The sequence below is a fragment of the Peptoniphilus olsenii genome (assembly GCF_040545475.1).
Classification (GTDB): domain Bacteria; phylum Bacillota; class Clostridia; order Tissierellales; family Peptoniphilaceae; genus Peptoniphilus_A; species Peptoniphilus_A olsenii.
Genome location: NZ_JBEPMA010000008.1, coordinates 51,815 through 76,946, shown reverse-complemented (window position 1 = coordinate 76,946; position 25,132 = coordinate 51,815). Strand labels below are relative to the sequence as shown.

The 25,132-nt window shown below is 28.7% G+C and carries 26 protein-coding genes; 6 read left to right on the top strand and 20 right to left on the bottom strand.

The genetic code is table 11. The annotated features are described in order from the left end of the window. The first annotated feature begins 243 nt into the window (after nucleotides 1-243). The 4 genes from ABID14_RS07070 to ABID14_RS07055 all read left to right on the top strand — a co-directional run bounded on the left by ABID14_RS07070 (nucleotide 244) and on the right by ABID14_RS07055 (nucleotide 4,126). Entirely contained in the window at nucleotides 244-498 is a 255-nt protein-coding gene (locus ABID14_RS07070) for a YhdT family protein (RefSeq protein ID WP_354368561.1), read from the top strand. A gap of 25 nt (nucleotides 499-523) precedes the next feature. Beyond that, nucleotides 524-1,987: a sodium/pantothenate symporter gene (gene panF, locus ABID14_RS07065; protein ID WP_354368560.1), complete on the top strand. Its 1,464-nt coding sequence runs from the start codon at nucleotides 524-526 to the stop codon at nucleotides 1,985-1,987. Between the two features lie 12 nt (nucleotides 1,988-1,999). Further along, nucleotides 2,000-3,244, top strand: coding sequence for an acetamidase/formamidase family protein (locus ABID14_RS07060; RefSeq protein WP_354368558.1), 1,245 nt, complete (start codon nucleotides 2,000-2,002; stop codon nucleotides 3,242-3,244). 141 nt (nucleotides 3,245-3,385) lie between these two features. Then, complete coding sequence (locus ABID14_RS07055; RefSeq protein ID WP_354368556.1) at nucleotides 3,386-4,126, top strand: IclR family transcriptional regulator; 741 nt, start codon at nucleotides 3,386-3,388, stop codon at nucleotides 4,124-4,126. Nucleotides 4,127-4,481: 355 nt separating this feature from the next. On the opposite strand, the gene ltrA is transcribed toward ABID14_RS07055, so the two are convergent. From ltrA to modA, 9 genes are all read right to left on the bottom strand, one after another. Then, on the bottom strand, nucleotides 4,482-5,792 hold the full coding sequence (ltrA, locus tag ABID14_RS07050; protein WP_354368554.1) for a group II intron reverse transcriptase/maturase: 1,311 nt from the start codon (nucleotides 5,790-5,792) through the stop codon (nucleotides 4,482-4,484). Between the two features lie 585 nt (nucleotides 5,793-6,377). Continuing rightward, on the bottom strand, nucleotides 6,378-6,578 hold the full coding sequence (locus ABID14_RS07045; RefSeq protein ID WP_354368552.1) for a cold-shock protein: 201 nt from the start codon (nucleotides 6,576-6,578) through the stop codon (nucleotides 6,378-6,380). Nucleotides 6,579-6,746: 168 nt separating this feature from the next. Beyond that, nucleotides 6,747-7,787, bottom strand: coding sequence for a lysylphosphatidylglycerol synthase transmembrane domain-containing protein (locus ABID14_RS07040; RefSeq protein WP_354368550.1), 1,041 nt, complete (start codon nucleotides 7,785-7,787; stop codon nucleotides 6,747-6,749). Next, nucleotides 7,765-8,406 (bottom strand): polysaccharide deacetylase family protein, encoded by a 642-nt coding sequence (locus ABID14_RS07035; RefSeq protein ID WP_354368548.1) that lies wholly within the window; start codon nucleotides 8,404-8,406, stop codon nucleotides 7,765-7,767. Before ABID14_RS07035 ends, ABID14_RS07040 begins: the two co-directional genes overlap by 23 nt. Beyond that, the gene (locus tag ABID14_RS07030; protein WP_354368546.1) at nucleotides 8,393-9,436 is read right to left on the bottom strand and encodes an MGDG synthase family glycosyltransferase; all 1,044 of its coding nucleotides are present in this window, start codon (nucleotides 9,434-9,436) and stop codon (nucleotides 8,393-8,395) included. The genes ABID14_RS07035 and ABID14_RS07030 overlap by 14 nt, the downstream gene beginning before the upstream one ends. A 202-nt stretch (nucleotides 9,437-9,638) precedes the next feature. Then, nucleotides 9,639-10,367 (bottom strand): Rossmann-like domain-containing protein, encoded by a 729-nt coding sequence (locus ABID14_RS07025; RefSeq protein ID WP_354368544.1) that lies wholly within the window; start codon nucleotides 10,365-10,367, stop codon nucleotides 9,639-9,641. Next, nucleotides 10,354-11,049 (bottom strand): ABC transporter ATP-binding protein, encoded by a 696-nt coding sequence (locus tag ABID14_RS07020; protein WP_354368542.1) that lies wholly within the window; start codon nucleotides 11,047-11,049, stop codon nucleotides 10,354-10,356. The genes ABID14_RS07025 and ABID14_RS07020 overlap by 14 nt, the downstream gene beginning before the upstream one ends. Further along, nucleotides 11,036-11,689: an ABC transporter permease gene (locus ABID14_RS07015; RefSeq protein ID WP_354368540.1), complete on the bottom strand. Its 654-nt coding sequence runs from the start codon at nucleotides 11,687-11,689 to the stop codon at nucleotides 11,036-11,038. The genes ABID14_RS07020 and ABID14_RS07015 overlap by 14 nt, the downstream gene beginning before the upstream one ends. A 154-nt stretch (nucleotides 11,690-11,843) precedes the next feature. Next, complete coding sequence (modA, locus tag ABID14_RS07010; protein WP_354368538.1) at nucleotides 11,844-12,689, bottom strand: molybdate ABC transporter substrate-binding protein; 846 nt, start codon at nucleotides 12,687-12,689, stop codon at nucleotides 11,844-11,846. Nucleotides 12,690-12,958: 269 nt separating this feature from the next. On the opposite strand from modA, the gene ABID14_RS07005 reads away from it, so the two are divergent. Continuing rightward, nucleotides 12,959-13,414: a YcxB family protein gene (locus tag ABID14_RS07005; protein ID WP_354368536.1), complete on the top strand. Its 456-nt coding sequence runs from the start codon at nucleotides 12,959-12,961 to the stop codon at nucleotides 13,412-13,414. 144 nt (nucleotides 13,415-13,558) lie between these two features. After that, entirely contained in the window at nucleotides 13,559-14,041 is a 483-nt protein-coding gene (locus ABID14_RS07000) for a hypothetical protein (RefSeq protein WP_354368534.1), read from the top strand. A gap of 66 nt (nucleotides 14,042-14,107) precedes the next feature. Here ABID14_RS07000 and ABID14_RS06995 read toward each other — a convergent pair whose 3' ends face one another. The 11 genes from ABID14_RS06995 to gyrA form a co-directional block, all read right to left on the bottom strand. Then, nucleotides 14,108-15,175, bottom strand: a complete 1,068-nt coding sequence (locus ABID14_RS06995) for a branched-chain amino acid aminotransferase (RefSeq protein ID WP_354368532.1) — start codon at nucleotides 15,173-15,175, stop codon at nucleotides 14,108-14,110. Between the two features lie 84 nt (nucleotides 15,176-15,259). After that, nucleotides 15,260-16,009, bottom strand: coding sequence for a TIGR03915 family putative DNA repair protein (locus ABID14_RS06990; RefSeq protein WP_354368530.1), 750 nt, complete (start codon nucleotides 16,007-16,009; stop codon nucleotides 15,260-15,262). Next, nucleotides 15,987-17,219 (bottom strand): putative DNA modification/repair radical SAM protein, encoded by a 1,233-nt coding sequence (locus tag ABID14_RS06985; protein ID WP_354368528.1) that lies wholly within the window; start codon nucleotides 17,217-17,219, stop codon nucleotides 15,987-15,989. The genes ABID14_RS06990 and ABID14_RS06985 overlap by 23 nt, the downstream gene beginning before the upstream one ends. Before the next feature lie 173 nt (nucleotides 17,220-17,392). Continuing rightward, the gene (locus ABID14_RS06980; protein WP_354368526.1) at nucleotides 17,393-18,160 is read right to left on the bottom strand and encodes an ABC transporter permease; all 768 of its coding nucleotides are present in this window, start codon (nucleotides 18,158-18,160) and stop codon (nucleotides 17,393-17,395) included. Next, nucleotides 18,157-18,783, bottom strand: a complete 627-nt coding sequence (locus ABID14_RS06975) for an ABC transporter ATP-binding protein (protein WP_354368524.1) — start codon at nucleotides 18,781-18,783, stop codon at nucleotides 18,157-18,159. Before ABID14_RS06975 ends, ABID14_RS06980 begins: the two co-directional genes overlap by 4 nt. Before the next feature lie 249 nt (nucleotides 18,784-19,032). Then, the gene (gene glpK / locus ABID14_RS06970) at nucleotides 19,033-20,523 is read right to left on the bottom strand and encodes a glycerol kinase GlpK (protein WP_354368522.1); all 1,491 of its coding nucleotides are present in this window, start codon (nucleotides 20,521-20,523) and stop codon (nucleotides 19,033-19,035) included. 47 nt (nucleotides 20,524-20,570) lie between these two features. After that, nucleotides 20,571-21,230, bottom strand: coding sequence for an HlyC/CorC family transporter associated domain-containing protein (locus ABID14_RS06965; RefSeq protein WP_354368520.1), 660 nt, complete (start codon nucleotides 21,228-21,230; stop codon nucleotides 20,571-20,573). Further along, nucleotides 21,230-22,015: a SigB/SigF/SigG family RNA polymerase sigma factor gene (locus ABID14_RS06960; protein ID WP_354368518.1), complete on the bottom strand. Its 786-nt coding sequence runs from the start codon at nucleotides 22,013-22,015 to the stop codon at nucleotides 21,230-21,232. The genes ABID14_RS06965 and ABID14_RS06960 overlap by 1 nt, the downstream gene beginning before the upstream one ends. 8 nt (nucleotides 22,016-22,023) lie before the next feature. Further along, a complete protein-coding gene (locus ABID14_RS06955; protein ID WP_354368516.1) occupies nucleotides 22,024-22,371 on the bottom strand; it encodes an ATP-binding protein in 348 nt (115 codons plus the stop codon). A gap of 1 nt (nucleotide 22,372) precedes the next feature. After that, nucleotides 22,373-22,684, bottom strand: coding sequence for an STAS domain-containing protein (locus ABID14_RS06950; protein ID WP_354368514.1), 312 nt, complete (start codon nucleotides 22,682-22,684; stop codon nucleotides 22,373-22,375). A gap of 10 nt (nucleotides 22,685-22,694) precedes the next feature. Beyond that, on the bottom strand, nucleotides 22,695-25,124 hold the full coding sequence (gene gyrA, locus ABID14_RS06945; protein WP_354368512.1) for a DNA gyrase subunit A: 2,430 nt from the start codon (nucleotides 25,122-25,124) through the stop codon (nucleotides 22,695-22,697). Nucleotides 25,125-25,132 lie beyond the last annotated feature (8 nt).

Here is a 25,132-nt window from a genome sequence, read left to right as displayed (position 1 = left end):
CCTCCTGGTTGTTTTATTTTTTGCTTAAAAACATTGTACCAGTTTTGGTTTCAAATGACCTATTCTTTTTACACAATTATATGGACTTTATCAATTTTTCTAATTATCTAATGAGCATTATTATATATGTAAATAATACTTTATCATAATAATTTATTGACTTGTGAATCTGAATTATATATAATAGTCTTAAATAACAACCATGGTTGTTATTTAAGACTATTATATTGTGGAGGTTTTTTTATGAACGAAAATGATAAGAGAAAAAGAAGGAAAGAATACGAAACATGTAAAAGAGAATTTAAAAAAGGAGTTATAGCAACTATTATTTATATTCTATGCTCTACTATTTTAAGTTATACTTTGGGTTATAAGCAAACATTTACAGATATGACATTAATCCTCGGATTTCCTGCTTGGATATTTTATTCTGTACTTATTCCTTGGATTTTAATTGTAATTTATACTGTTTATTTTGCTTTTAAAATGGAAGATTAATTATATTTGAGTTAAGGAGGAATTTATGAAATCATCTTATATTATAAACGCTGTTTTTTTATTTTATTTTATTGCATTAATCATTATAGGATTTTTAGCACATAAAAAGATGCAAAAATCAGAAAACTTTTCAGCCGAATACTGGGTAGGCGGTAGATCTTTTGGACCATGGTTAGTAGCATTTACTTGGGCAACTTCTTGGACTAGCGGAGGTTCTTTTATAGGTACGCCTGCTGTGTACTATACTTATGGATGGTCTGCGTTACTTTGGCAAGCTGGAGCTGGTGTTCTTGGAATTATTGGTATCTTAGCAATTGGTAGAAGAGTTTCTACTATTGCTACTGAATCTAATTGTATGACCTTACCAGATCTCTTTATGGATAGATATGAGAATAAATTGATGGGTTTTTTAGCAGCATTAATAATAATCATATTTGGTATTTCATATATGATTTCTCAATATGTTGCAGCAGCAAGAATATTAGAAATTATGACAGGAATACCATATGTTATAGGTATAATAATTTTTACGATAGTTGTAGGATTATATACTTCCATTGGGGGATTAAGAGGAGTAGCATATACTAACGTATTTCAAGGTGCAATAATGGTGATAGGTTCAATAATTATAGCAATACTTTTGATAACTAAAGCTGAAGGACTTACTAATATTTCAACCTCATTAGCTAATTTAGATCCACAACTTATAAATGGACCTGGACCTGATGATTGGCTACCTATTAATACAGCGTTTTCAATGTTTTTCGTACTTGGCGTAGCTGTAATGGCTCAACCTCATGTTGTAACAAGACTATTTTCTGTAAAAGATGTTAACACCGTTAAAAAATCTGGAGTTCTCGTTTCAATTGTTACTTTTGTATGGTTCATTAGTCTATTCATTAGTTCAATAGCAGGTAGAGTGTTAATCCCTAATATTGACGTTCCAGATCAAATATTTCCAACTCTTGTAATACGATATGCTCCGACATTGATAGCGGGAATTATGTTATCTGCACCATTTGCAGCTGTCATGAGTACTGTATCTTCACTATTATTATCAACGAGTTCTGCAATTATAAGAGATATAATTGAAAGAAATATGAATAAAAGGTTAGAAGATAGTAAATTAAAAAAATTCAACTATTTAACTACAGGATTAATTAGTTTATTAGTCATGTTTTTGGCTATAAATCCTCCTGCATTTTTACAAGCTATTGTAATATTTGCAATTTCAGGTTTTGCCGCTTCATTTACTATACCAATAGCTGTAGGATTGTTTTGGTCAGGAGCTACACCTAAAGGAGGTCTATTTTCTATGATATCTGGATTTTTAACTATGCTATTCTTATATTTATTTAAAATAGAAAATCCGTTAGGTTTTAATCCTTTAGTTTGGGGATTATTTATATCATTAATTGTAATTATAGTAGTAAGTAAAATTACTAAACAAAGTTCGGATAATGTTTTAGAAAGATATTTTGGAATTTAGAAGAGGTTTTAAATGCAAAAAGAAATATTTATTGATGAATATATTGACTTAATAGGTGGAAATGTGTCAAAAAAATACATTATTGAAGATAAATCTATTGTTAAGGTTGAACTTCCTCCAGGATGCTGGGGACCAATGATAACACCAAGTATAAAAAGCGGACATGAAGTTTCTAAACCTATATATGTTGAGGGATCGGAACCAGGTGACTCAATTATAATAAAAATAAAAAAAATAAAAGTTAAAACTAAGTATTCTACCTCTGGAATTTCAGAACCTATTAAAAATAATTATATCGATGACCCTACAACTAAAGGTTTTTGTCCGCATTGCCATACATTAAATCCAGAAACTAAGTTAATAGATATCGGACCTAATGGAATTGTATGTTCAGTTTGCGGAACAAAAATAATACCTCAAAAAATTAAAAATGGATATACGATGAAGTTCGATGAAGATAAAAAATATGGTTTTACTGTAAATGATTCTAAAAATATAGCAATTGAAACATTACAAGGTAATAATTATTTACCTAAAAATAGCAATCAAATTTCTTCTTTAGTTTTAAATACATGTGATGTAAAGAATGTTTATTCAAGAGTTACTCCCTTTATAGGAAATATTGGATGTTCCCCAAAAAAAAGTATTCCTTCTTCTAGAAATTGTGGGGATTCATTAAATTCTCTAATAAAAGCTGGTTATAGCAATTTGGATAAAGATGATTTAACAGATGCCCATATGGATATAAAAAATGTAAAAGAAGGATCTATAGTTATAAGTCCAGTAAAAGTAAAAGGTGCTGGAGTTTATTTTGGAGATGTTCATGCCATGCAAGGAAATGGTGAACTAGCTGGACACACTACGGATATAAGTGCTGAAATTAATGTTGAAATAAAATTAATTAAGAATTTTAATTTGAAAGGCCCTATTATTATTCCAAATTCTAAAGATTTAAGTCCTGAGTTGAATTATTATTCTAATGAAGAATTTGACTATATTCGTCAAACTTTTAAAAATTGCTCTAAAAATGATATCTCCAAATTAATACCTATACAATACATTGGTAGTGGAACAACTTTAGAAGAAGCGATTGAAAATGCAGTTGGAAGAATTTCTAATTTTACAGGATATTCAATTGAGGAGGTTATGAATAGATGTACAATCTCAGGTAGTGTTGATATTGGTAGAACAACTGGATTGGTTTATTTAACTATGATGACTCCTTATAATTTTATAAAAAAAGTTATAAATGATTAAACTATTAATAATAAATACTAAGATATATTTAAGAATTTTAATAAAATTCTTGTGATTTTTAATTTTTTAGAAATTTATAGTTTTCTGATATAATTAAATATAAGAAATAAAAAATCAATAAAGGATAATAAAGGAAATATAATGAAAAAATTAAAATCTACAGATAATGTTATTAAAATTCTTTTTCTACTTAGAGATTCTGAAGAACCTTTAGGTTTAACAAATATAAGTAATATTACCAATATAAATAAAAGTACTGTATACAATATACTAAGAACTTTAATGTCATATAACATCATAACAAAAGATGAAGCTAGTAAAAAATATACTCTAGGTGTTGGAATTTTGAGTTTAAGTGCTAAGGTTTTAAGAGAGTTAGATTTAAGAGATGTAGCTAAACCTCATATGCAAGAACTTGCTATTAAAACTCATTCAACTGTAACATTAGGAATAGCTAATAATAATAAATTTATTTTTATTGAAAGAATTGATGGTGTAAAAAATGTAAGATTTTTTTGTGATATAGGAAAAACTGTAAAATTTTTTGAAGGTGCTGCTTCAAAAGCATATTATTCATTTTTAAGTCCTGAAATTCAAAAATTTTCTATAAATAAAGTTAAATCTAGTCATCCATATTTCGAGAAGGAACTAAATTTTATATTAAAAAATGGTTACTCTGTAAGTAATGAAGAAGTGGATAAGGGAGTAAAAGCTTTTGGTGCACCTATTTTTGATCACCAAAATAAAGTAATTGCTGGAATAGCTATAGCTAATATTAGTTCTTTATTAAATGAAAACATAGAAACCAAAAATATATCATATCTATTAGAAGCAAGTAAAAATATTTCAGAAAGCCTAGGAGCTAATTTCAAGAGTTATTAGAATATTTTATATTAAAGCTTCTATATTTAATCTTAATAAAAAAAATTGCACTCAGAATTAAACTTAGTAAAAATATTAAAAAAGATGATGTTGCAGAATAGATAATTCTATTCTGCAACATCATTTTTTAATACATAATGATGATTTAATTATTTAAAAATATAGGTAAAACTACTCTCTATAATCCTAGCTTAACAGTAGACGAAGATTGTATTGTTACCGGAATAGAATCATTGAGTCGATTGGCTATAGAATTTTTAAATAATATATAAATAGAGTAGGGGCTTAGGATTTACACCCCTGCCCCTCTCATCGAACCCATCGTACGGGTCTCGTAATGGGCTCTCTGTTTATATTAACATTTACATTTTCTAAGATAATATTGTGCGGGATTGAGAAGACCTTCTCTTTCTCGCTCTTTATTAGGTATTGACAATATCTTTGGGCTTAGTAAATAGTTGGTAACATTGCCTGTAGCTTGTGCATACCAACCTTTTCTCGTATTTGCCACCTTAAATATTTCTTCATCTGAAATATTTGACTTTAATATGTCTTTTAATATAGTTAGATTCTTATATATTGTTCTTGGCAATTTCCATTGTTTTAGAATTACTACTCTGACTTTGTGTCGCAACCATTGCCCAAATTCTTTAATGAATTTGTTCATATTTCCTATTGAGTAATAGTTTATCCATCCCCTTATCACTTGATTTAGTTTCCTAAATATCTGTGACAATGGTTTAGCGTTCGCTTTATTCCTTTTAAGTATTTCTTTTACTTTGTCGTAAAGCTTTCTTTTACTTTTCTTTGATGGACGACATTTCCATTGGTCTTTGTCTTTCCAAAAAGTAAATCCCAAAAATTCACTTTTCATTGGTCTTACAACTTTAATTTTGCTTGCATTGATCTTTAAGAATAATTTTCTCTCTAGCCAACTTGAGATTGACTTCATTACTCTATCAGCTGCCATTTCACTTCTAACAAAGATATTGCAATCATCAGCATACCTAACAAAATTCAGACCTCTTATTTCCAGTTCTTTATCTAGTTTATCCAGATAAATATTTGAAAGTACTGGTGATAATGGAGAACCTTGAGGTGTACCTTCTGTTGTCTTACAGATTTTTCCATTTTCAAGAACTCCTGCTCTCATAAACTTTCTTATCAAATTTAATGTAGCTTTATCATTAGTCTGTTCTCTTAGTATTGAAATTAGTTTATCTTGATTTACTGTGTCGAAGAATTTGGATATATATAGGTCTATCACCCATTCGTAACCATCGTTTAGATAATTTAGAACTTCTTTCATTGCTGTATAACAGCTTTTATCTGGTCTAAATCCATGACTATGATTACTAAAAACGGGTTCATAGATACTAATTAATTGTTGAGCTACCGCTTGTTGTACCACCCTATCTATTACGATAGGAGTTCCCAATGGTCTTTTCTTGCCATTGTCTTTTGGAATGTATACTCTTTTTACTGGTCTAGGTTTGTAACTCATTTCATTTATCGATTTTTGAATTTCTTTGAAATTCTTACTGAAATATACATTAAGTTCATAAACGGTTTTCTTATCTATTCCCGGTGCTCCTTTATTTGACTTAACTTTCTTCATTGCACTTTCCAGATTCTTTAGGCTAGAAATCTTATTAATTAATTTCATCTGTTGCTCCTCCTTCTACTCGTAGATATATCTGAAATCGTCCCCGATACCTTTACCTTCCACCTTTTATACGTTATCAGTTTTCTATCGGCTATCCTCTCTTTCGGACTATTCAAACATTACTTGCAGTGATTCACATAACATAAACATTCAGTCCTTCAATGTTTAAGCACTAACTACATCTACTATGACTTCATCTGACTCCCTAACTATTTGCTTTATTTCGCACATGATTTTTTTCCCATGCGTTAGGGTATCTCAGGGTAAGATACAAATCTTTCACTTCACAATCTCTTGCTTTACGGTCTTGGTTTTACGTTTATCCTTAGGACTTCAGTTTGTATAGCAACCTTATCCACCATTTCGCCTAAACAAATTTCTGTACGTAGACTCGAAGTTTTGCTATGCACTTCATTCATTCCTCTATGCAATTTACTTGCAACGGTTACCTGTCGGAACTTGTGCTCCACTACACTTGGCGATAACACCTGTGACAGGACTTTCACCTGCTAGACTTGTATCATGCCTGACACACAATAAAAAAAGGCCCAGTCTTTTATGACTAGGCCTTTAAGCAATTCTATATTATAATTTTATTACATTAACTGCTTTGTTTCCTCTTTCGCCAGCTTCGATATCATATGATACTTTCTGACCTTCTTCTAAACTTCTGAATCCATTTCCTTGAATAGCAGTTTGGTGTACGAATAAATCGCTACCGTTATCTCCTGTAATAAATCCAAATCCTTTTGTGTCGTTAAACCATTTTACTGTACCATTATTCATGTTAAATCTCCTTTTGTTTCATTTATGAAACTTATCTTATTTTATATCGTAATGTTTTAAAAAGAGAATTGATTTTTAAATGTTACAATAAAATTCGAAATCTTTTAATAAATATTTACAACTATTTAAGTATATCTAATTTTTCATATTTTGTCAAGTCTTTGTTTTTTATAATCTATCGCCGTCTCTTCTGTTTTTTATTATCAAATTTCTTCTGTAAAGGATAATTAATGTAATAATAACAGCCATATACATCATCAGAAATCTATTAATCATCATCCAAGTTAGTGACAAGTCTTTTGAGAGTATTTTTTTATAAACTGAATACATTGTTATTTCTGCAAATCCTGCAGTTCCTGGTGTTGGTATATATTCTGTGGCTATTGTTATAAGACACTGTATTCGCACTATATCAAATATATTGTAACTATTAAATCCTAGGGCTCTATATGAAAAGTATGCTACTCCATAGTAGAAAAATAACATAAGTATTTGCAATATAAATATTATGATAAAGTTATTTTTGTTATTAATTATTGTGATTACATTTATTTTTATTTTTTCTAAATAATGTTTGATGTACGATTCGTCTTTATAGAATTTTCTGAGAAATGGTATTTTTTTTATTGACTTTGATATTATTACAAGTATTTTTGTCAATACTTTTGTATTGATTATTACTAATAGCACCAAGAGAGCTGATAGAATTTGTATCAATAATCCTAAATAAAAAAAGATATTCAGCCTACTATTTAAAATTAAATGCCTAAGTGGTGTGCTAAGTGATAGTATTCCACATATGCTAAGACTTATGTGATACATTATATTAAATGGAACTATTACAGAAAGTGCTTTATCTACACTTATTCCGTCAAGTGACATGAAATATAATTGTGCGGGTTGTCCTCCTCCTCCTGACGGGGTTATTTGGCTAAAGAAATAGCCCAGCATGCTATAATTTATACAGTTTTTAATTTTAACTTTTTGACCAATATTTCTAAGTAGTTTGTATAGTGATATTGCCTCCATCATTCTAAATAATATAAAAAATACTATTGCTAGTAATATATATTTTTTATCCATTGTCAGTAGTATTATTTTTAAATCTTTAGGGTTTACTTTCTTGTAAATTGCTACAAACATTCCTACAGATAGCAATATCAATATAAAAAAATTAATTAAAATTTTATTGTCTTTTTGTTTCTTCATCTAAAAAAATTTTAAGCTCCTTTAACATATTGCATTTTGCTTGTAAATCTGCTTTTCCTTCTGTCCCATCATGTAAAACTAATACATTTTTGTTATTTGCTCTTTTTTTAATCCGATTATAAATTATAGAATTTTCTTCAATTTTCCAATCTCCTAATAAATAATTCCAATGAAAAATTTTCATTTTATTTTTCTTTATTAAATATATGAGCACTATATTATAAAGTCCATAAGGTGCTCTAAAATACTTGGGAGTTATGGATTTTTCTTTGAATGCTCTCATTGCTTTTTCAAATTCTACATATGTTTTTATTGGAGAGAGCAAAGCAAAGTTTACATGTCTATAACCGTGAGAGGCTATAATATGATTTTTGTATATTGATGTATCGTATTTATCTAATTTTTCACCTAATAGAAAAAATACTGCTTTTTGTTTTCTTTCGTTTAATATATTTACAATTTCTCTTGTTATTTCGCTTGGTCCATCGTCAAATGTCAGTAGATATTTTTCTGAGAATTGGATATCTGGTTTCCACAATTTTCTTACAATAAAGGTTGGTATATATCCATAGGAAAAAAATAATAATATTATCAAACTAAAAAATTTAATATACTGCATTTTCTAGCCACCTTAGTAGTTCATCTGGTGAAAAGTCATCTCTTATTCGTTCTAAATTATCTCTTATTAATTCTAATTTTTGGTTATTTTTAAATAACATTTCCAATATTTTGAGATTTTCATTTTTTAATTCTAATCCTATCTTTTCTGTGTCAATGAACTCTTTATTTTTAATTTCTTGTGATAAGAATGGTGTAAAATATACTATAGGCAATGTGTTTTTTATTGAATCATAAATACTTAGCCCTCCAGCTTTAGTTATATAGATATCTGCCCAATCGTAGAATTTCTCCATGTCATCTACTAGCCCATAGGTGATTACATTTTTTAGTTTGAGCTTGGATACTGAATCATATAAATTTTTATTTTTACCAAATACTATTTTGAAATTTTTATCTTCAAATTTTTCTAGCTTTTTATAAAATTTTTTATTGTTTGGTAATATTCCTAATCCTCCTCCACATATGAGGATATTTTGATTAGATTTCTCGCTGCTACTTTTTATTTTATTCCCAAATATTATTATATTTTCTGGTTCTATTCCTACTTTTATTAGCTTTTGTTTGGTAAAATTGGACATTACTAAGTACAAATTAGTATTTTCATTTATCCAAAATTTATGAAAGCTAAAATCGGTAATGAATGTAATTAATGGTATATCTAGTTTTCGCTCTTTTTTATATTCTGATATTAGGTAAGATGTGAGTGAAAAACAAGATATAAAAACATCCGGCCAAGGCCTACTATCTAAATATTTGAAAAATAATTTTTTTAGCATTAGTATTTTTGCTGTGAGTTCTCTATTGAGATTATTGTCTCGAGTTTGCTTTTCTTCTAAGTTTAAGATTTTATGCTGATAATACTGTTTATGTGTCCAATAAATTAAATCAGAAAGCTTTGGATATACGGATTCAATAAAGTCAATTATATTTATATCAACTCCATTTAAATCTTGTAATTTATTTTTAAGTTCTGTCGCAGCTTTTAAATGTCCAGATCCAAATTTGCATATAAATATATCTATATCCATTGAGTCCTCCAATACAATTGTTGATTTCCTTCGCTTTTTATTATATCCATTTTTTTGTTTTATTCACAGTTATTTTATCAAAGTTTAGATTTTCTTAATATTTTTTTCATATTCTTTATATTTAAGTAAAAATAAAAACTCTACCAAAAAAGATAGAGTATTTTGTATAAAAATTAAGCTTTATTTTGCAATATTAAAGTTTTCAGTGACTGCAAAAACACAGTCTTTCAAGATTAAAGATTTTAGATGCGGCTGCAATTGTAGTTCCATAAAAATATACTTTATTATCTAAATTTATATATTTTATTATTGAGCCATTGGAAATGGTGCTCCCTGTGCAAAGTATTATATCAGCCCAGTTTATTGCATCCTCGTAATTTTTATATCCATGCTCTATCAGCACATTATATTTAATATGTCCAACTATATCTTTATTTAAATCCAACACTCTTATAGAAAAATCATCTTTTATATGATCTATAATCGATGGTTGATATCCTATAATTAATATTTTATCTTTAGGATAATTTGTTTTCAAATATTGTAAAAATTTCTCACCACAAATTTCTGGTTCGTCATTTTTGCAATGAATAGTATTAAAGCACAAGCCTAAATGATTAAATACTGCATTTAAACTAGCTATAAAGATGGATTTATTGTAGGGGTTTTCTAAGTCTAGTTCTAATATTTCATCTAAATTTCCTACAAACTCACAAGGTGTTGATGTAAAAGCCTGTCCAACTCCATTTTCTACTCTTGCTTCAAGCATTATTTCTTTTCCTGATAGTATAGGAAAATCTTTCCTTTTAGTCACTCCAATGGCATCTTTTGCAGACAAATTTTTTGTTTTTATTTTAACTTTTTTTCTGTTTAAATTATTATCATCTACCACTTTTTTAAATTCATTTTTCAAATTTTCATAGATATCCATAAAAAAATTCTTCCCCTCTTTCTAAGATTTTTTCATTTACATCAAATTTTTCTATTATCCTTCCATCATTCATTATATAAATTTTATCTGCAAAATATAGAGCTTCAGTTATATCATGAGTCACATGAATTGTTGTAATAGCAAATTCATTGCAAAATTCTTTTAAAAATTTTTTAATTCTCTGCTTTGTCATATAATCTAGTGCAGAAAATGGTTCATCTAAAAATAATATTTTAGGTGACATCGCCAGCGCTCTACAAATAGCCACTCTTTGCTTTTCTCCGCCACTGAGTTTTGTGACATATCTATTTTTTAAATCTTCAATATTAAATTTCTTGGTCAATAGATTAATTCTCTCTTCTATTTCTTTTTGGCTTTTGTTTCTAATTTTTAGTGGAAATGCTATATTTTCGCAAACATTTAAATGTGGAAATAATTCATAATTTTGATATACAAATCCTATTTTCCTCTTCTCTGGTGAAGTGTCGGTAACATTTATATTATCAATAAAAATCTCACCTCCATCAAGCATATATCTACCCGCTAAAGTTTCTAATAATAATGTTTTACCTGAACCACTTTTGCCCAATATTACCAAATGCTTTCCTTTATCCAGTTTTATATTAATATCTTGTAATGAAAAATCTCCAATTTTTAAATTTAAATGATTAACTTTTAGCATAATAAAAATTTTTCCTTTTTCCACCTACTAAATAAAATAATATTAAAGATAGAATGCTGATTCCAATTAGAATAGTTGATACACCTATTGCGAGATTTATATCTCCTGTCGATATATTCAAAAAAATTGCCGTAGGCATAACTTCAGTTTTCATTCTAGTAGTACCTGCTACCATCATCACTGCACCAAACTCACCCATTGCCCTTGACCAAACCATAACAATTGCAGACATAACTTGTTTTTTTAGATTAGGAATTACAATATATTTAAAACTCTCAAATTCATTGCAACCTAAAGTACATGCAACAAATATCATCTTGCTGTCAATTTCTTCTACAGCCATTAATATAATTTTGATAAATAGTGGCAAATTAATAAAACACTGTGCCAATATTATTCCTGATTTTGTAAAAATAAATGAGAAATTAAAATATTTTAGTAAAAATCCACCAATTCCCATGTTTCCAAAGCAAATCAATAGAGCAATTCCACTGATTAGATGAGGAAGACTCAATGGCAAAATAAATATGTATTCGATTATATTTTTAATCTTTACGTCTAATTTAGATATGTATAAAGCTGTTGGCATTCCCAAAATTAAACAAATAAATGAACTAATAAAACATGTTTTAATACTCAATATAATTGCAAAAATAACTTCATCATTATTAATAAGAAAAGGAATATATGCTATCCCTTTTCCTACTAATATGATAATGGGAAAAATTATAAAAAAAATTGTAAATAAACACATAAATCCCATTATTTTATTTAAAAGTTTATCTCTCATATCTTTATTTTTTATAAGGCTCAAAACCATATTTAGCAAAAATTTCTACACCTTCATCACTTGCTACAAAATCACAAAAGTTTTTAGCACTTTCTATTTTTTTAGAATTATTTACTGTTCCTATAGGAATAATTTGATCGATATTTTCTTCTTCTGATATTTCTACAATATCAATATTTTCATTTCCAAAAACAGAATCTTTTGTAACTATTGCAGCATCACATTCTCCTGCTACAAGTGCTGTAACAATTTCATTGACTGTTGCAGGTGTAGCTATCACGTTATTTTTTATATCTTGTAGATTGTTCTTTTCAAATATTTTTTCAGCTGTTTTACCTATCGCATTTGCCTCTTTATCACCAACAATAACTTTGACAGAATCTTTGGCTAAATCACTTAATTTTTCTATGTTTTTAGGATTTCCTTTTGGCACACCAATCGCTGGGGTATGATGAGAAACTAAATTATATTCTCCCACCAATCCTTTATCCTTAGCTTTTTTATAAACGGTTTCAGAACCTATAATAAGTACATCACCTTCACCTGATACTTCTAATTGTGAAATTAATTGCCCAGATCCTGCAAAAGTATATTCAATTTTTGTGCCTGTCTTTTCTTCATAAATTTTTGCGATATCTGTCATAGGTTTTTTGAGGCCAGCTCCACAATATACAAATAGCGAATTTCCTTCAGTTTCTGAATTATCTTTATTAGAAACTGATACATTTGTATTTTTAACTTCAGTACTATTGTTTAAATTTTTATCAGTCTTAGAGTTGCAGGCAGTAACACCAAGTAACAATACAAAAATGAAAAATAACAATAAAGTTTTCTTAAATTTTGAGTTCATATAATTATCTCCTTTACTAAAATTTTGGAATAGTTTAATAAAACTATTCGCTAATATATTATATGTTAGTCGCAAATAATAATCAATAATTATAATAAAAAACATTTTCATGATATCAAATTATTCTATCTTTTCTATTTCAATTAAATGGTGTAAAATGTTAATTGTTTAAAATATATAAAGGAGAAATACAATGGGAAATCCATGAATTACTATAAACACATATCAATAAAAAAGATTATGAAAAATTTTTATTTGTTGCAACCTTTATGACTAATAAATTAACTATTCCCATTATTCTTTTTATTTCTTTAATTGGAGCTGTATTTATTGGATATAATGGTGGAATTTTTGACATATTTAGATTTTTCATTAGCTGGGCATCATTATTTATTTTAACAATTTTAGTAATTATGATTCAAATCAAACATAAAAATTCTCAAATTTTTAAAGCAAATAAATTAAATGACAAAGAAAATATTAACACTTTTAATTTTTATGAAAATGAGCTAGTGTTTAGGAACAATGCTACTAAAACAGATTTTAAAATAAGTTACGATAAAATTTACTATCTTGTAGAAAATAAAGATTTTTTTATTTTTTACTTTAATAAAAATCAAACGTCTTTCTTAAACAAAAGAGATATAGAAGATATAAATAAATTTAAGAATTTTATCTGTCCAAAATTCAAAAATAATTATAAAAAAATTAGTCGTTTTGATTAATAAGTCTAATAACTATTTATTTTAATTCATTATATATGATGTATTTGAATTTCGAGATTTTACAGAATTAAAAAATATATTCTGGGTAAAATATTATATATAATATTGTGGTAATATGTTAAATAATATAAAAGGGTGAATTTTATGAATAACGAAATCGACAAAAAAGAATTGAAAAGTTTATACGAGGAGATAATTAATAGATATATTGACAAGTACAGTCTTAGTTATTTTAGTAAAGTGGATTATGAAAATGTTACTGCGAAATACGAAAATGGACATCCTACCTTTGATATTCCTTTTATTGAAATTGGAGATTTACAGGTCATAAGATTAAAATTTGTTATTATTGATGACAACAAACTTGAACTTGTACTTGGCAAAGGAAATATGCTTCGTACAAAAATTAATTATGAACCTGGTGAATACAAAATTAATTTGAAACAATTAGCAGAAAATATTTACGCAAATATCGAACCAAAGACTAATCTTTTGACTCCTATTAATGAAGTTATTCCTAAAAGAGATGAATATTATAGTTCCATAAATGATGGGTATGATAAACATGACGATGATTTTGAAAATATAGTGTATAAGAGAGCAGGCTCTAGAACTAGGTCAGAATAATATATTAAAATTTTGCAACAATATAGAATGTATAAAGGGGCAGAAACTAATCTGCCCCATTTTTTATTAATCTATATCTATTTTTTCTCTCCAACCATATTTATCTTCTGAGCGTGCCCATTGGATATCAGTTAGTGTATCGTAAATTTCTTGTGTCAATTCTCCTGTCTTGAAATCATTTATAATCTCTTCTTCGCCCTTATAGAATAATTCTCCTATTGGTGAAATTATCGCTGCAGTCCCTGTTCCCCAAGCTTCTTTTAGTCTTTTATCTTTTGCTGCTGCCATCAAATCATCAATATGAAGGTGTTTTTCCTCTACTTTGATACCCTTATCTTTTAATATTTTGATTACAGAATCACGTGTAACTCCAGGAAGAACTGTCTCTCCTGCAGGTGCTGTAATCACAGTATCGTCAATTAAAAACATAGCATTCATTGAACCTACTTCTTCGACATATTTTCTTTCTACTCCGTCAAGCCACAGAACTTGAGTATATCCGAGTTTTTCAGCTTTTACTTGACCTAAAAGTGATGCAGCATAGTTGCCAGCACATTTGGCAAATCCTGTTCCACCTAGGCTTGCTCGTGTGAGTTCATCTTCTACATATATTTTTACAGGTGCCATTCCTTGTGGGTAATAAGCCCCTACTGGAGAAAGTATTATACTAAATCTATATGATTTAGATGGTGCTACCCCAAGTTTTACTTCTTTTGCATACATAAATGGCCTTATATATAGCGATTCGCCTTCACCTTCGGGTATCCAATCTTTTTCTAGCTTCACAAGTTCTTTTATTGACTCTACAAATAAATCTTCTGGCAATTCTGGTAGACAAAGTCTCTTATTAGAATTTATAAATCTCTTGGCATTCATATATGGTCTAAATAAATAATAATTTCCATCTGCACCTTTATATGCTTTTAGACCTTCAAAAGTTGCTTGAGCATAATGTAGAACCATAGATGCTGGATCCATTTTTACATCGTCATAAGGGACAATTTCTGCATCATGCCAACCTTCATCTTCATCCCAGTCCATATTAAATACATAGTCAGTAAATTTTGTACCAAAACCTAGTGCATCTTTAGGTTTTTCTTTTAAATTTTTTCTTTTTACAAATCTTATATCCATTTTTCTCCCTCTCAAATTAATAAATTAATACTATATTATATTTTTTTCCTTTTTAGCTATTCTTAAACTTATAATTTACAAGCTTTACAAAATTTTAATATTATTTTTTTCAGGCAAATATTTCCAATATTTAATTGGCATATTATTTTTCATAAGCTTTGTATTTTTCCGCTCTTTAATAGAAACTGAATTATAAAAATTGCACCATATATCTTTAAAAAACTTCTCTTCAGAAGTTTCTTTTATATCAAAATTTTCTACAGAAATAAATTCAACTTTTTTGTCAAAATAAAAAGCAGCATAATTTCTATAAGAATCATAAATTATAAAATTTTCATCTGGCATTCTCTCTTTAAAATGCCTAATCAAAAAATATAAGATATCGCTATCTGGTGAAAATTCAGCAAATAATACACCACCTTCAATCTCTTTAAATCTCAATAAACCTTTAAAGGTATGTATTTCTCTAGCTACTTTTTTAACTATTTTATTAAACTCTACTGCAAACTTATTACTAGAATATAAAAAGTCTTTTCCATACACATACATTCCTTTTATAGTTTTGGCTATAATATCTTCTTTGTTATCATGATAACTACAATATACATAAAGAATTTGTGTTAAGAAATAATTGCCGAAGTTCTTAGTAATTGACTTCTTTACTCTATCAGCCTTACTCAAATCTGTTACTACAAAATTGACATCATCAAAAAAATTAGTTTGTACACTTGTGGGTTTTATATAAGCATGCTCAATACATTTGTATTTTTCAAAAACTAATGTAAAAAGACCTTCTAAAGTGTTGTCATAATTAAAAAAATGATAATTGTTCATATTTTTTCTCTTTTCTATCACTTAATAAATATTCTAAATAATCCGTAGACGATATGTTACCACCTTTATACACTCCATCAACTAATATAAAGTACTTAGCTTTTTTTATTGATATTTTTAAATTCAACAAACTATCGTAAGATAATTTAGCAAATTTTCTTGCTTTAATAATTCTTAACGCATAAGTTGGCCCAATGCCTGGAATCCTAAGCAAATCATTGTAATTGGCATGATTTATTTCAATTGGAAACATATTGATATTTCTAATTGCCCAGCTTGCTTTTGGATCTAAATTTAAATCTAGATTCGGCACATTTTCATTTACGATTTCATTTGCACCAAATTTATAATATCTCATGAGCCAATCAGCTTGATAGAGTCTGTGTTCTCTTATAAGTGGAGGTTTTTTAATTCCCTGTGTATATTTACTTTTTACCACAGGGACATAACCAGAATAATAAACTCGCTTTAGATTATAATTTTTATATAGATTAGACGATCTATTAATTATAGTACTGTCTGTCTCATTAGAAGCACCTATTATCATCTGAGTAGTCTGCCCCGCTGGCACAAAATTATTTGCATATTTAAACTTTCTTTTATCCTCATTATTTTCCAAAATGAGTTTATTTATATTTGACATTGGTGTGTATATAGAATTATAAGATTTTGAAGGTGCAAGAATAGATAGAGCCTTCTCAGTGGGCAGCTCAATATTAACACTTAGCCTATCAACTAAATTGCCAAGCTTCTTTATTAATGAATCGCTCGCAGATGGTATAGCTTTCATGTGAATATAACCATTAAAATTATATTCATCTCTTAAAATTTCGGCAGTTTTAATTAAAAGTTCCATAGTATTGTCAGGACTTATCGCAACTGCGGAAGATAAAAAAAGACCCTCTATATAATTTCTTTTATAAAAATTGACAGTAAGATTTGCCACCTCACGTGGCGTAAATTCTGCTCTTGACACATTCATGCTCTTTCTATTAATGCAATATTCACAATCGTATACACATTTATTTGAAAGAAGAATTTTCAATAGAGAAATACATCTTCCATCCTCACTCCAACTATGACATATACCAGAATAACTTGCATTTCCTAACCCTTTTTTAGAATTTTTTCTATTAGAACCTGACGAAGAACATGACACATCATATTTAGCAGAATCCGTAAGAATCTTTAATTTTTCATTAATATCCATATAGAACCTCAATTCTTTTAGAACTTGCGTTTTGTATATGATAACATAAATTTTATAAATTTAAAATACAAATGTTCTGATAAAAATAAAAAACTGCTAGTTTCCCAGCAGCTAATTTATAATATACCTTAGAAATATAATAATCATAATTAAATTATTTAGAAAATATTATTTTAAATAATTTGTGTATCTTTATCAAAAAGTGTCTTATAACCAAAGAATAATGAACCAAATGATGCACAAGTGACAGCTGTGGATATAGCTATCATAATGGCAATTTGATACATTATAGCAGTATTAGGAAGAGTACCTGCAAGAATTTGTCCTGTCATCATACCAGGTAGAGAAACAATTCCCATACCAATCATAGAATTTAAAGTTGGCAAAAATGCAGTCTCAAAAGCTTGTTTCACAAAAGGCAGTAGTATCCTATCTGGTGCGGCTCCCACTGATAACAAAGCATCTACTTTTGCTCTCTTGCCAACAAGTGATTCTTTAAATGTTTTTATTCCAAGAGAAACACCTGTCATTACATTGCCCATAATCATGCCAGATATTGGAATAACATATTGTGGATTAAAAATACTCTCACCCACAACTAAATATACAAAATACATAATTACAAATAATCCTGAAATTGAAATAGATATAGCAATCACTTTTTTGAAATTTTTATTTAAATCTTTATTTTTGGAAAGGACTCTGTGAATTGTAAAAAGTGTCATAGCTACCAAATATGCAATAGTAAAAGCAGGATGTGGATTTTTAAAAATGTAGGTTAATATAAGTCCTGCAATAATTAGTTGAACAGTCATCTTAACACTAGCAGTAATAAGAAGTTTAGTATGATCAACTTTATATCTCTTCATTATAAATAAAACAATGAGAAGTAATAAATAAATCAATAGAAATTGACCAATTTGTAACTCTACTACATTCATTTTTCTGCCCCCAATCGTATAGTGTAATCAGAAAACTTTTCTACAAGCACATCATTGTGACAAACACATATTGCCGTAACATTATTTTCTTTAAAATATTTTTTTAAATTCGATAAAAGTTTATTGGAAGTTTTTTCATCTAAAGCAGCAGTAGGCTCATCTAAAAGTAAAACTGGAGATTTAAAAGACAAAAATATAGAAACAAATACTCTTTGTCTCTCTCCACCCGATAAATTATCAACTTTTTTATCAGCATCATAATCTAGACAAGACAGCTCAAGAAATTTATTTATTTCATCTTTTGAGATTACCTCATCTTCTCTAGCTTCATAGAAAAATTTAAAATTATCATAAATTGTTCCCTCTATGAGAAATACCTCTTGGGGAATCATCATAACTTCTTTTCTGTATTCAAGAACAGGATACTCTTTGATATTTTTGTCTTTGTAAAATATTTCACCAGCAGAAGGAAGAGCTGTCCTATTTAATAATTTTAAATAAGTGCTTTTACCACTTCCACTTTTACCAGTAATGAAAGTAAAAAGATTATCTTTTATATCAATTTTTGGAAAATCTAAAATATCTAAAAATTTTAAATCATCACTTGACCTTAAAATAGCCATTTTTGTCTCCTTTTTTAAAAATATTCATGTAATATATTTATACCACTTTAATATAAAGAATAACTTAGAGTAGAAAAATTAAACTTTGATAGTTCATATAATTAAAAATTTTATTATAAAAAAATAAATCTCAGACCTATAAAAATTTTGGATTGGTCCAAGATTTATTTTTAATTTCATTGTAAAAATTATAAATTCAAATTCCAGTTAATAATCTATTCTTATCCATTTTAATATATAAATAATTATTCATTTTGCCCAATTCATTGAATATTTAACTGCCTCATGCCATCTTTCTAATTTCTTTTTACGTTCACTTTGAGATATATCTGGATAAAACTCTTTATCTATTTCAGTATTTTCTTTTATCTCTTGAGTACTTTTCCAAAAACCAACAGCTAATCCCGCCATATAGCAAGCTCCAAGTGATGTGAGTTCAACTATTTTTGGTCTACATACTACTGTATCTATCATATCTGCCAAAAAACCCATCAAGAAATCATTCTTGCTCATGCCACCATCTACTTTTAGAGATTTTATTTTAAATCCTAAGTCTTTTTCCATAGCATTTATGACATCTGTAGACAGATAAGCAATTGACTCCAGTGCAGCTCTAATTATATGATATTTATTTACAGATCCAGTTATGCCAACTATAGTTCCTCTTGCTTTTTGATCCCAATAAGGTGCACCTAATCCTGTAAATGCTGGTATAAAGTAGCAATCATTTGTATCCTCTACTTTTGTCGCCATATATTCAGAGTCATCAGCTTGGTCTAATATCCTCAAATTATCTCGCAAATAATTAATACATGACCCCGCCTCAAAAATTGAACCTTCAAGAGCATATGTCACTTTCCCATCAATAGACCAAGCTACTGTGCTAACAAGCCCAGAGTTTGATTTTATTATTTCATCTCCAGTATTCATAAGAAGGAATGCACCAGTGCCAAATGTTGATTTTCCCATCGATTTTTCAAAGGATGCTGTGCCAAATAGTGACGACTGTTGGTCACCTATTGCTGCTGCTATTTTTATTTCACATCCTAAATATTTAGATTTTGATTTACCATACACTTCACTGGAATTTTTTATTTCAGGGAGCATACTTTTTGGTATATCAAAAAGCTTTAACAGTTCTTCGTCCCAATCAAGTGTGTGAATATTAAATAGCATTGTTCTGGAAGCATTTGTATAATCTGTCATATGTACTTTTCCATCAGTGAGATTATAAATTAAATATGTGTCAACTGTTCCAAATAAGAGCTCACCTCTTTTTGCCATTTCACGAGCTCCTTCTACATTATCTAGTATCCATTTTATTTTGGTTGCAGAAAAGTATGGATCAATTACAAGACCTGTTTTGTCTTTTATTTTTTCTTCTAATCCTTGTCTTTTGAGTTCTTCGCAATAATTTGAAGTTCTCTTGCACTGCCAAACTATTGCGTTATAAATTGGTTCTTTAGTTTTTTTATTCCATACTATTGTCGTCTCTCTTTGATTTGTTATTCCAATTGCAGCAATCTCTTCTGGGTCAATATTAACTTTACTCATCGCTTCTACTGCTGTTCCAAGCTGTTTTGACCACAAATCTTCAGGGTCTTCTTCTACATATCCTGGTTTTGGAAAAAATCTCAAAAGCTCTTTTTGTGCTGAAGATACTGGATTTCCATGTTTATCAAATATTATTGTCCTTGCAGATGTTGTGCCTGCGTCAAAAGACATTATGTATTTTTTCATAATTCACCAACTTAATAATATTAAAGGTCTGTAAAATTACAGACCTATTATTCTTTTGATTTTTCTTCTTTTTTATTTTCAATTCGTTCGATTGATACAGTTTCTATAACGCCACCACTTGCTCTTAATATTTGGAAAAGGTAAGTGCCATCTTCGACAATTACACCTATATCCGGTTCTTCTCTCGCTTCTTCTAATAAGCTAAATACATAACCACCAAGTGTAGTTGATTTGCCCCCATTTATGTCTAGATCGTATTTGGCGTTTAATTTTTGTATTGAGGTAGAGGCAGAAAATTCAGTTGCGTGCTCTAGCACTCCATCTTCTGTAACACTTGTAACTAAAAATTTTCTGACTGCAAATAATATAGCAATAGCTACTACAGCTACTAATAAATCAAGCATAGTATCTGAATATACTAGCATTTTTCTTGAAATCACAAGCATAATCAGATGAATGATATTTGAGTCTGTATGAGCAATCATAAGAACGACAAATTCTATAGCTATAACTAGTAGAAGAACATGAGATAGAAAATGTTGAAATAATTCATATGAAGCTAATTCATCAGACTGAATTATTTGAAAATAGTATTTTACTATATCGGGTACTGCAAAAATCACTCCTGCAATAAGCATTATGGATACTATTATTTCAAATATATTTACTATCCTCAAAAGCCCCACAAGATATTTTTTTCTATTCATTATACCTCCATACTTTTACTTATTTCTTTTTTCATCTTCCCTAAAACTTTTTTCTCAATTCTTGAAACTGTCATTTGAGAAATATTTAACTCCTTGGCAATCGCAACTTGAGTTCTCTTATTGAAATATCTGTCTAATAATATTTTCTTTTCTACATCATCTAAATTTTTCATAGCTTTTTTGAAAAAGTCATTTGTTTCTATTTTATCAAAGTAAGATTCATCTTCACCTATCAAATCAGCCAAGCTAAATTCATTTTCGCTGCCACTCTCATATGTTACATCTAATGATTGTGGTGTATAAACTTTTGATGCTTCCATAGCTTCCATTATTTCTTCGGGAGTTGAGCCCAAAAATTCTGCTATATCTTCAATTGTAGGTGTTTTTTGATATTTTTGAGATAGAGTTGTTGTTGCATTGGCAATTTTTTTGGATAGTTCTTGTATTCTACGTGGAACTCTAATTGTCCAACCATTATCTCTAAAATATTTTTTAATCTCACCAATTATTGTAGGTGTTGCAAAAGATGAAAATTCAAATCCTTTTGTTGGATCAAATCTCTCAATTGCATATATAAGACCAATAGACGCTATTTGAAATATATCGTCATAGTCGATTCCTCTATTTGTATACTTTTTTGATAAAATCTCTGCAATATATAGATGCTCTTCAATTAAAATATCTCGTATTTCTTGGTCTTTTTCTTCGTAATATTCTCTAAAAAGTTCTTTTCTCTCTTCTTTTGTAAGCCTTCTATCTAAATCGTTATATTTTTTTAAATTCATAATTAAACCTAAAGCTCTTTTACGAGTACTAAAGTATTTTCTTCAAAATATGAATTATCTACAAGATAATCGATTATAGTTTTTGCAAGAGAGAGTTTTTCACAAGAATTTAATTCATCTTCTGAAATTTCTGAAACTTTTATTTTTAGAGATTCTTCTTCAATTTCAAAAACAAGATTTATTACATCATTTTTTTTCAAATTTAGACAAATATTCAAAGACTCTGTGACAGCCATTTTAATATCTTCTATTTCTTCGATATTTCTATTTAATGTGTTTAAAATACCTGTAGTCATAAGCCTTACTGTAGAAAAGTACAAAGCATCATTTGGTAATTGATATCTTAGTGTATCCATACTACCCCCTAATTTCAAATACTTCGTCTAATTGAGTTATTTTAAATAGTTTCATAATTGAACTATTTAAGTTTTCTATAACTATTTTGTGACCATTTTCTTTGATATTCTTTAGTATGAACATCAAAGAACCAAGCCCAGTTGAATCTAAATATTTTAAGTCTTTGCAGTCGAATAAGATATTCTTTTTATCTTCATTATATGCTTTGAGGGCTTTTTCTTTAAACGCACCAGTATTGTATACGTCTAGTTCCCCAATTGGATATAATATTAAAAAATCTGCAGTATTTTTCGTTTCAAGTTTAAAATTCATTTGATTCCTCCTAGTCACCTATATATTTCGCTACAGAAACTACTTTTGAATCTTTTAAATTCATAAGTTTTACACCGGATGTATTTCTTCCCTGCAATGAAATATCGTCAGTTAAAATTCTTATAATTATACCAGAATCGGCGATAATCATGACATCGTCTTGTTTATCTACCACACTTGCAGCTGCAACTTTACCAGTTTTTTGGGTAACTTTGTATGTCAAAACACCTTTACCTGCTCTATTTTGAGGTCTGTATTTTGAAATCTCTGTCAGCTTTCCATAACCACATTCAGAAACTACCAATAGATATTCGTCATCTTTTACAATAGCAGATGAAACCACAACATCGTCATCATCCAGTTCAATGGATTTAACTCCCATTGTATTTCTACCACTTTTTCTAACTTGTTCTTCATTAAATCTTATTGACATGCCGTTTCTTGTCACTAGCATAACTTCTTGTTTGTCGTGAGTTAAATGAACTCCTATTAGTCTATCTCCATCATTGAGGTTTATAGATATTATACCTGATTTTCTTATATTTTTATATTCTTTAGCAGAAGTTCTTTTGATTAATCCCTTTTCTGTAACCATTACAAAATTCATATCTGGATCGTATTTTTCTACAGGTATTATAGATGTAACTTTTTCATCAGATTGAAGTTGTAATAGATTTACAAGTGCAGTTCCCCTAGAAGCCCTCGAGTCCTTAGGTATTTCGTATGCATTTAGTCTAAATACATTTCCAAGAGTTGTAAAGAACAGTATTATATCGTGAGTTGATGTTACAAATAATTCTTTTACAAAGTCATCCTCACGCATATTACCAGAAGATATACCCCTTCCACCACGTTTTTGTGGTTTGTATGTTCCTTCACTCATTCTCTTGATATAGCCAAATTGAGTTAGAGTTATTACAACATCTTCTTTTTTAATTATATCTCTCATTTCAATATCTGTTGCACTTGGAGATATTATTGTTCTTCTCAAATCGCCATATTTTTCTTTTATTTCTGTAAGCTCTTCTTTTATTAAGTTCATCAAAACATCATTATTCTCTAGGATTTCTCTAAATCTCTTGATATCTTTAATTAATTTTTTATACTCAGCATCTAGTTTTTCACGTTCTAATCCAGTGAGTCTCCTAATTCTCATATCAAGAATTGCCTGTGACTGTAAATCTGTCAAGTCAAATTCTTTTTTAAATTTTTTCTTGACTTCGTCGTCATCTTTAGAACTTCTGACAATTTGAATAATTCTATCTATATTGTCAAGAGCTATGAAAAGACCTTCAACAATATGAGCTCTTTTTTCAGCTTTATCTAAATCAAATTTTGTTCTTCTTGTTACAACTTCAACTTGGTGATCTACATAATGTCTAATTAAATCTTTTAAGTTTAATATCTCTGGTTTTTCATTTACAAGAGCAAGATTTATAATACCAAATGTTATTTGCATTTGAGTATTTCTATACAGTTTATTTAAAACCACATTTGCATTTGCATCTCTTTTTAAATCAATTATTATTTTGATACCATTTCTATTTGATGAGTCAGTTATGTTTGATATACCTTCAATAACTTTATTTTTGGCAAGTTCTGCAATTTTAATAATTAAATTTGATTTATTAACTTGATAAGGAAGTTCTGTAACTATTATTTGTTGTTTTTGTTTAGTTACATTTTCAATTTCAGCAATTGCTCTTACTGTAAGCTTTCCTCTACCTGTTTTATAAGCTTTTTTGATTCCATCTGTGCCCATAATTTGAGCACCAGTTGGAAAGTCTGGTCCTTTTATTATTTCATTTAATTCATCTATATTAATTTCATCATTGTCAATGTATGCAATAATTCCATCTATGGCTTCATTCATATTGTGAGGAGCCATATTGGTTGCCATACCTACAGCTATACCACTAGAACCATTTACCAATAAATTTGGAAATCTAGATGGAAGTATCACTGGCTCTTTTTCATTTTCGTCAAAGTTCGGTTTGAAATCAACTGTATCTTTGTTAATATCGCGCAGCATTTCTTCGGCAAGTCTTGTCATTTTAACTTCTGTATAACGCATTGCCGCTGCATCGTCACCATCTATATTACCAAAGTTTCCTTGACCATCTACAAGTGTATATCTAGTATTAAAACTCTGTGCAAGTCTTACAGTAGCTTCATAAATTGAGGAGTCACCATGAGGGTGATATTTACCCATAACATCCCCAACAAGTCTTGCTGATTTTCTATAACTACCACCTGGCGATAGACCAAGTCCTTGCATTCCGTATAAAATTCTCCTGTGAACAGGTTTTAACCCATCACGTACATCAGGTAATGCTCTAGCTACAATAACAGACATTGAATAATCAAGATAAGAAGATCTCATCTTTTTATCAATATCTACGTCGAGTATCCCCGCTTCTATAAATTTGTCTTCACTCATAAGATCCT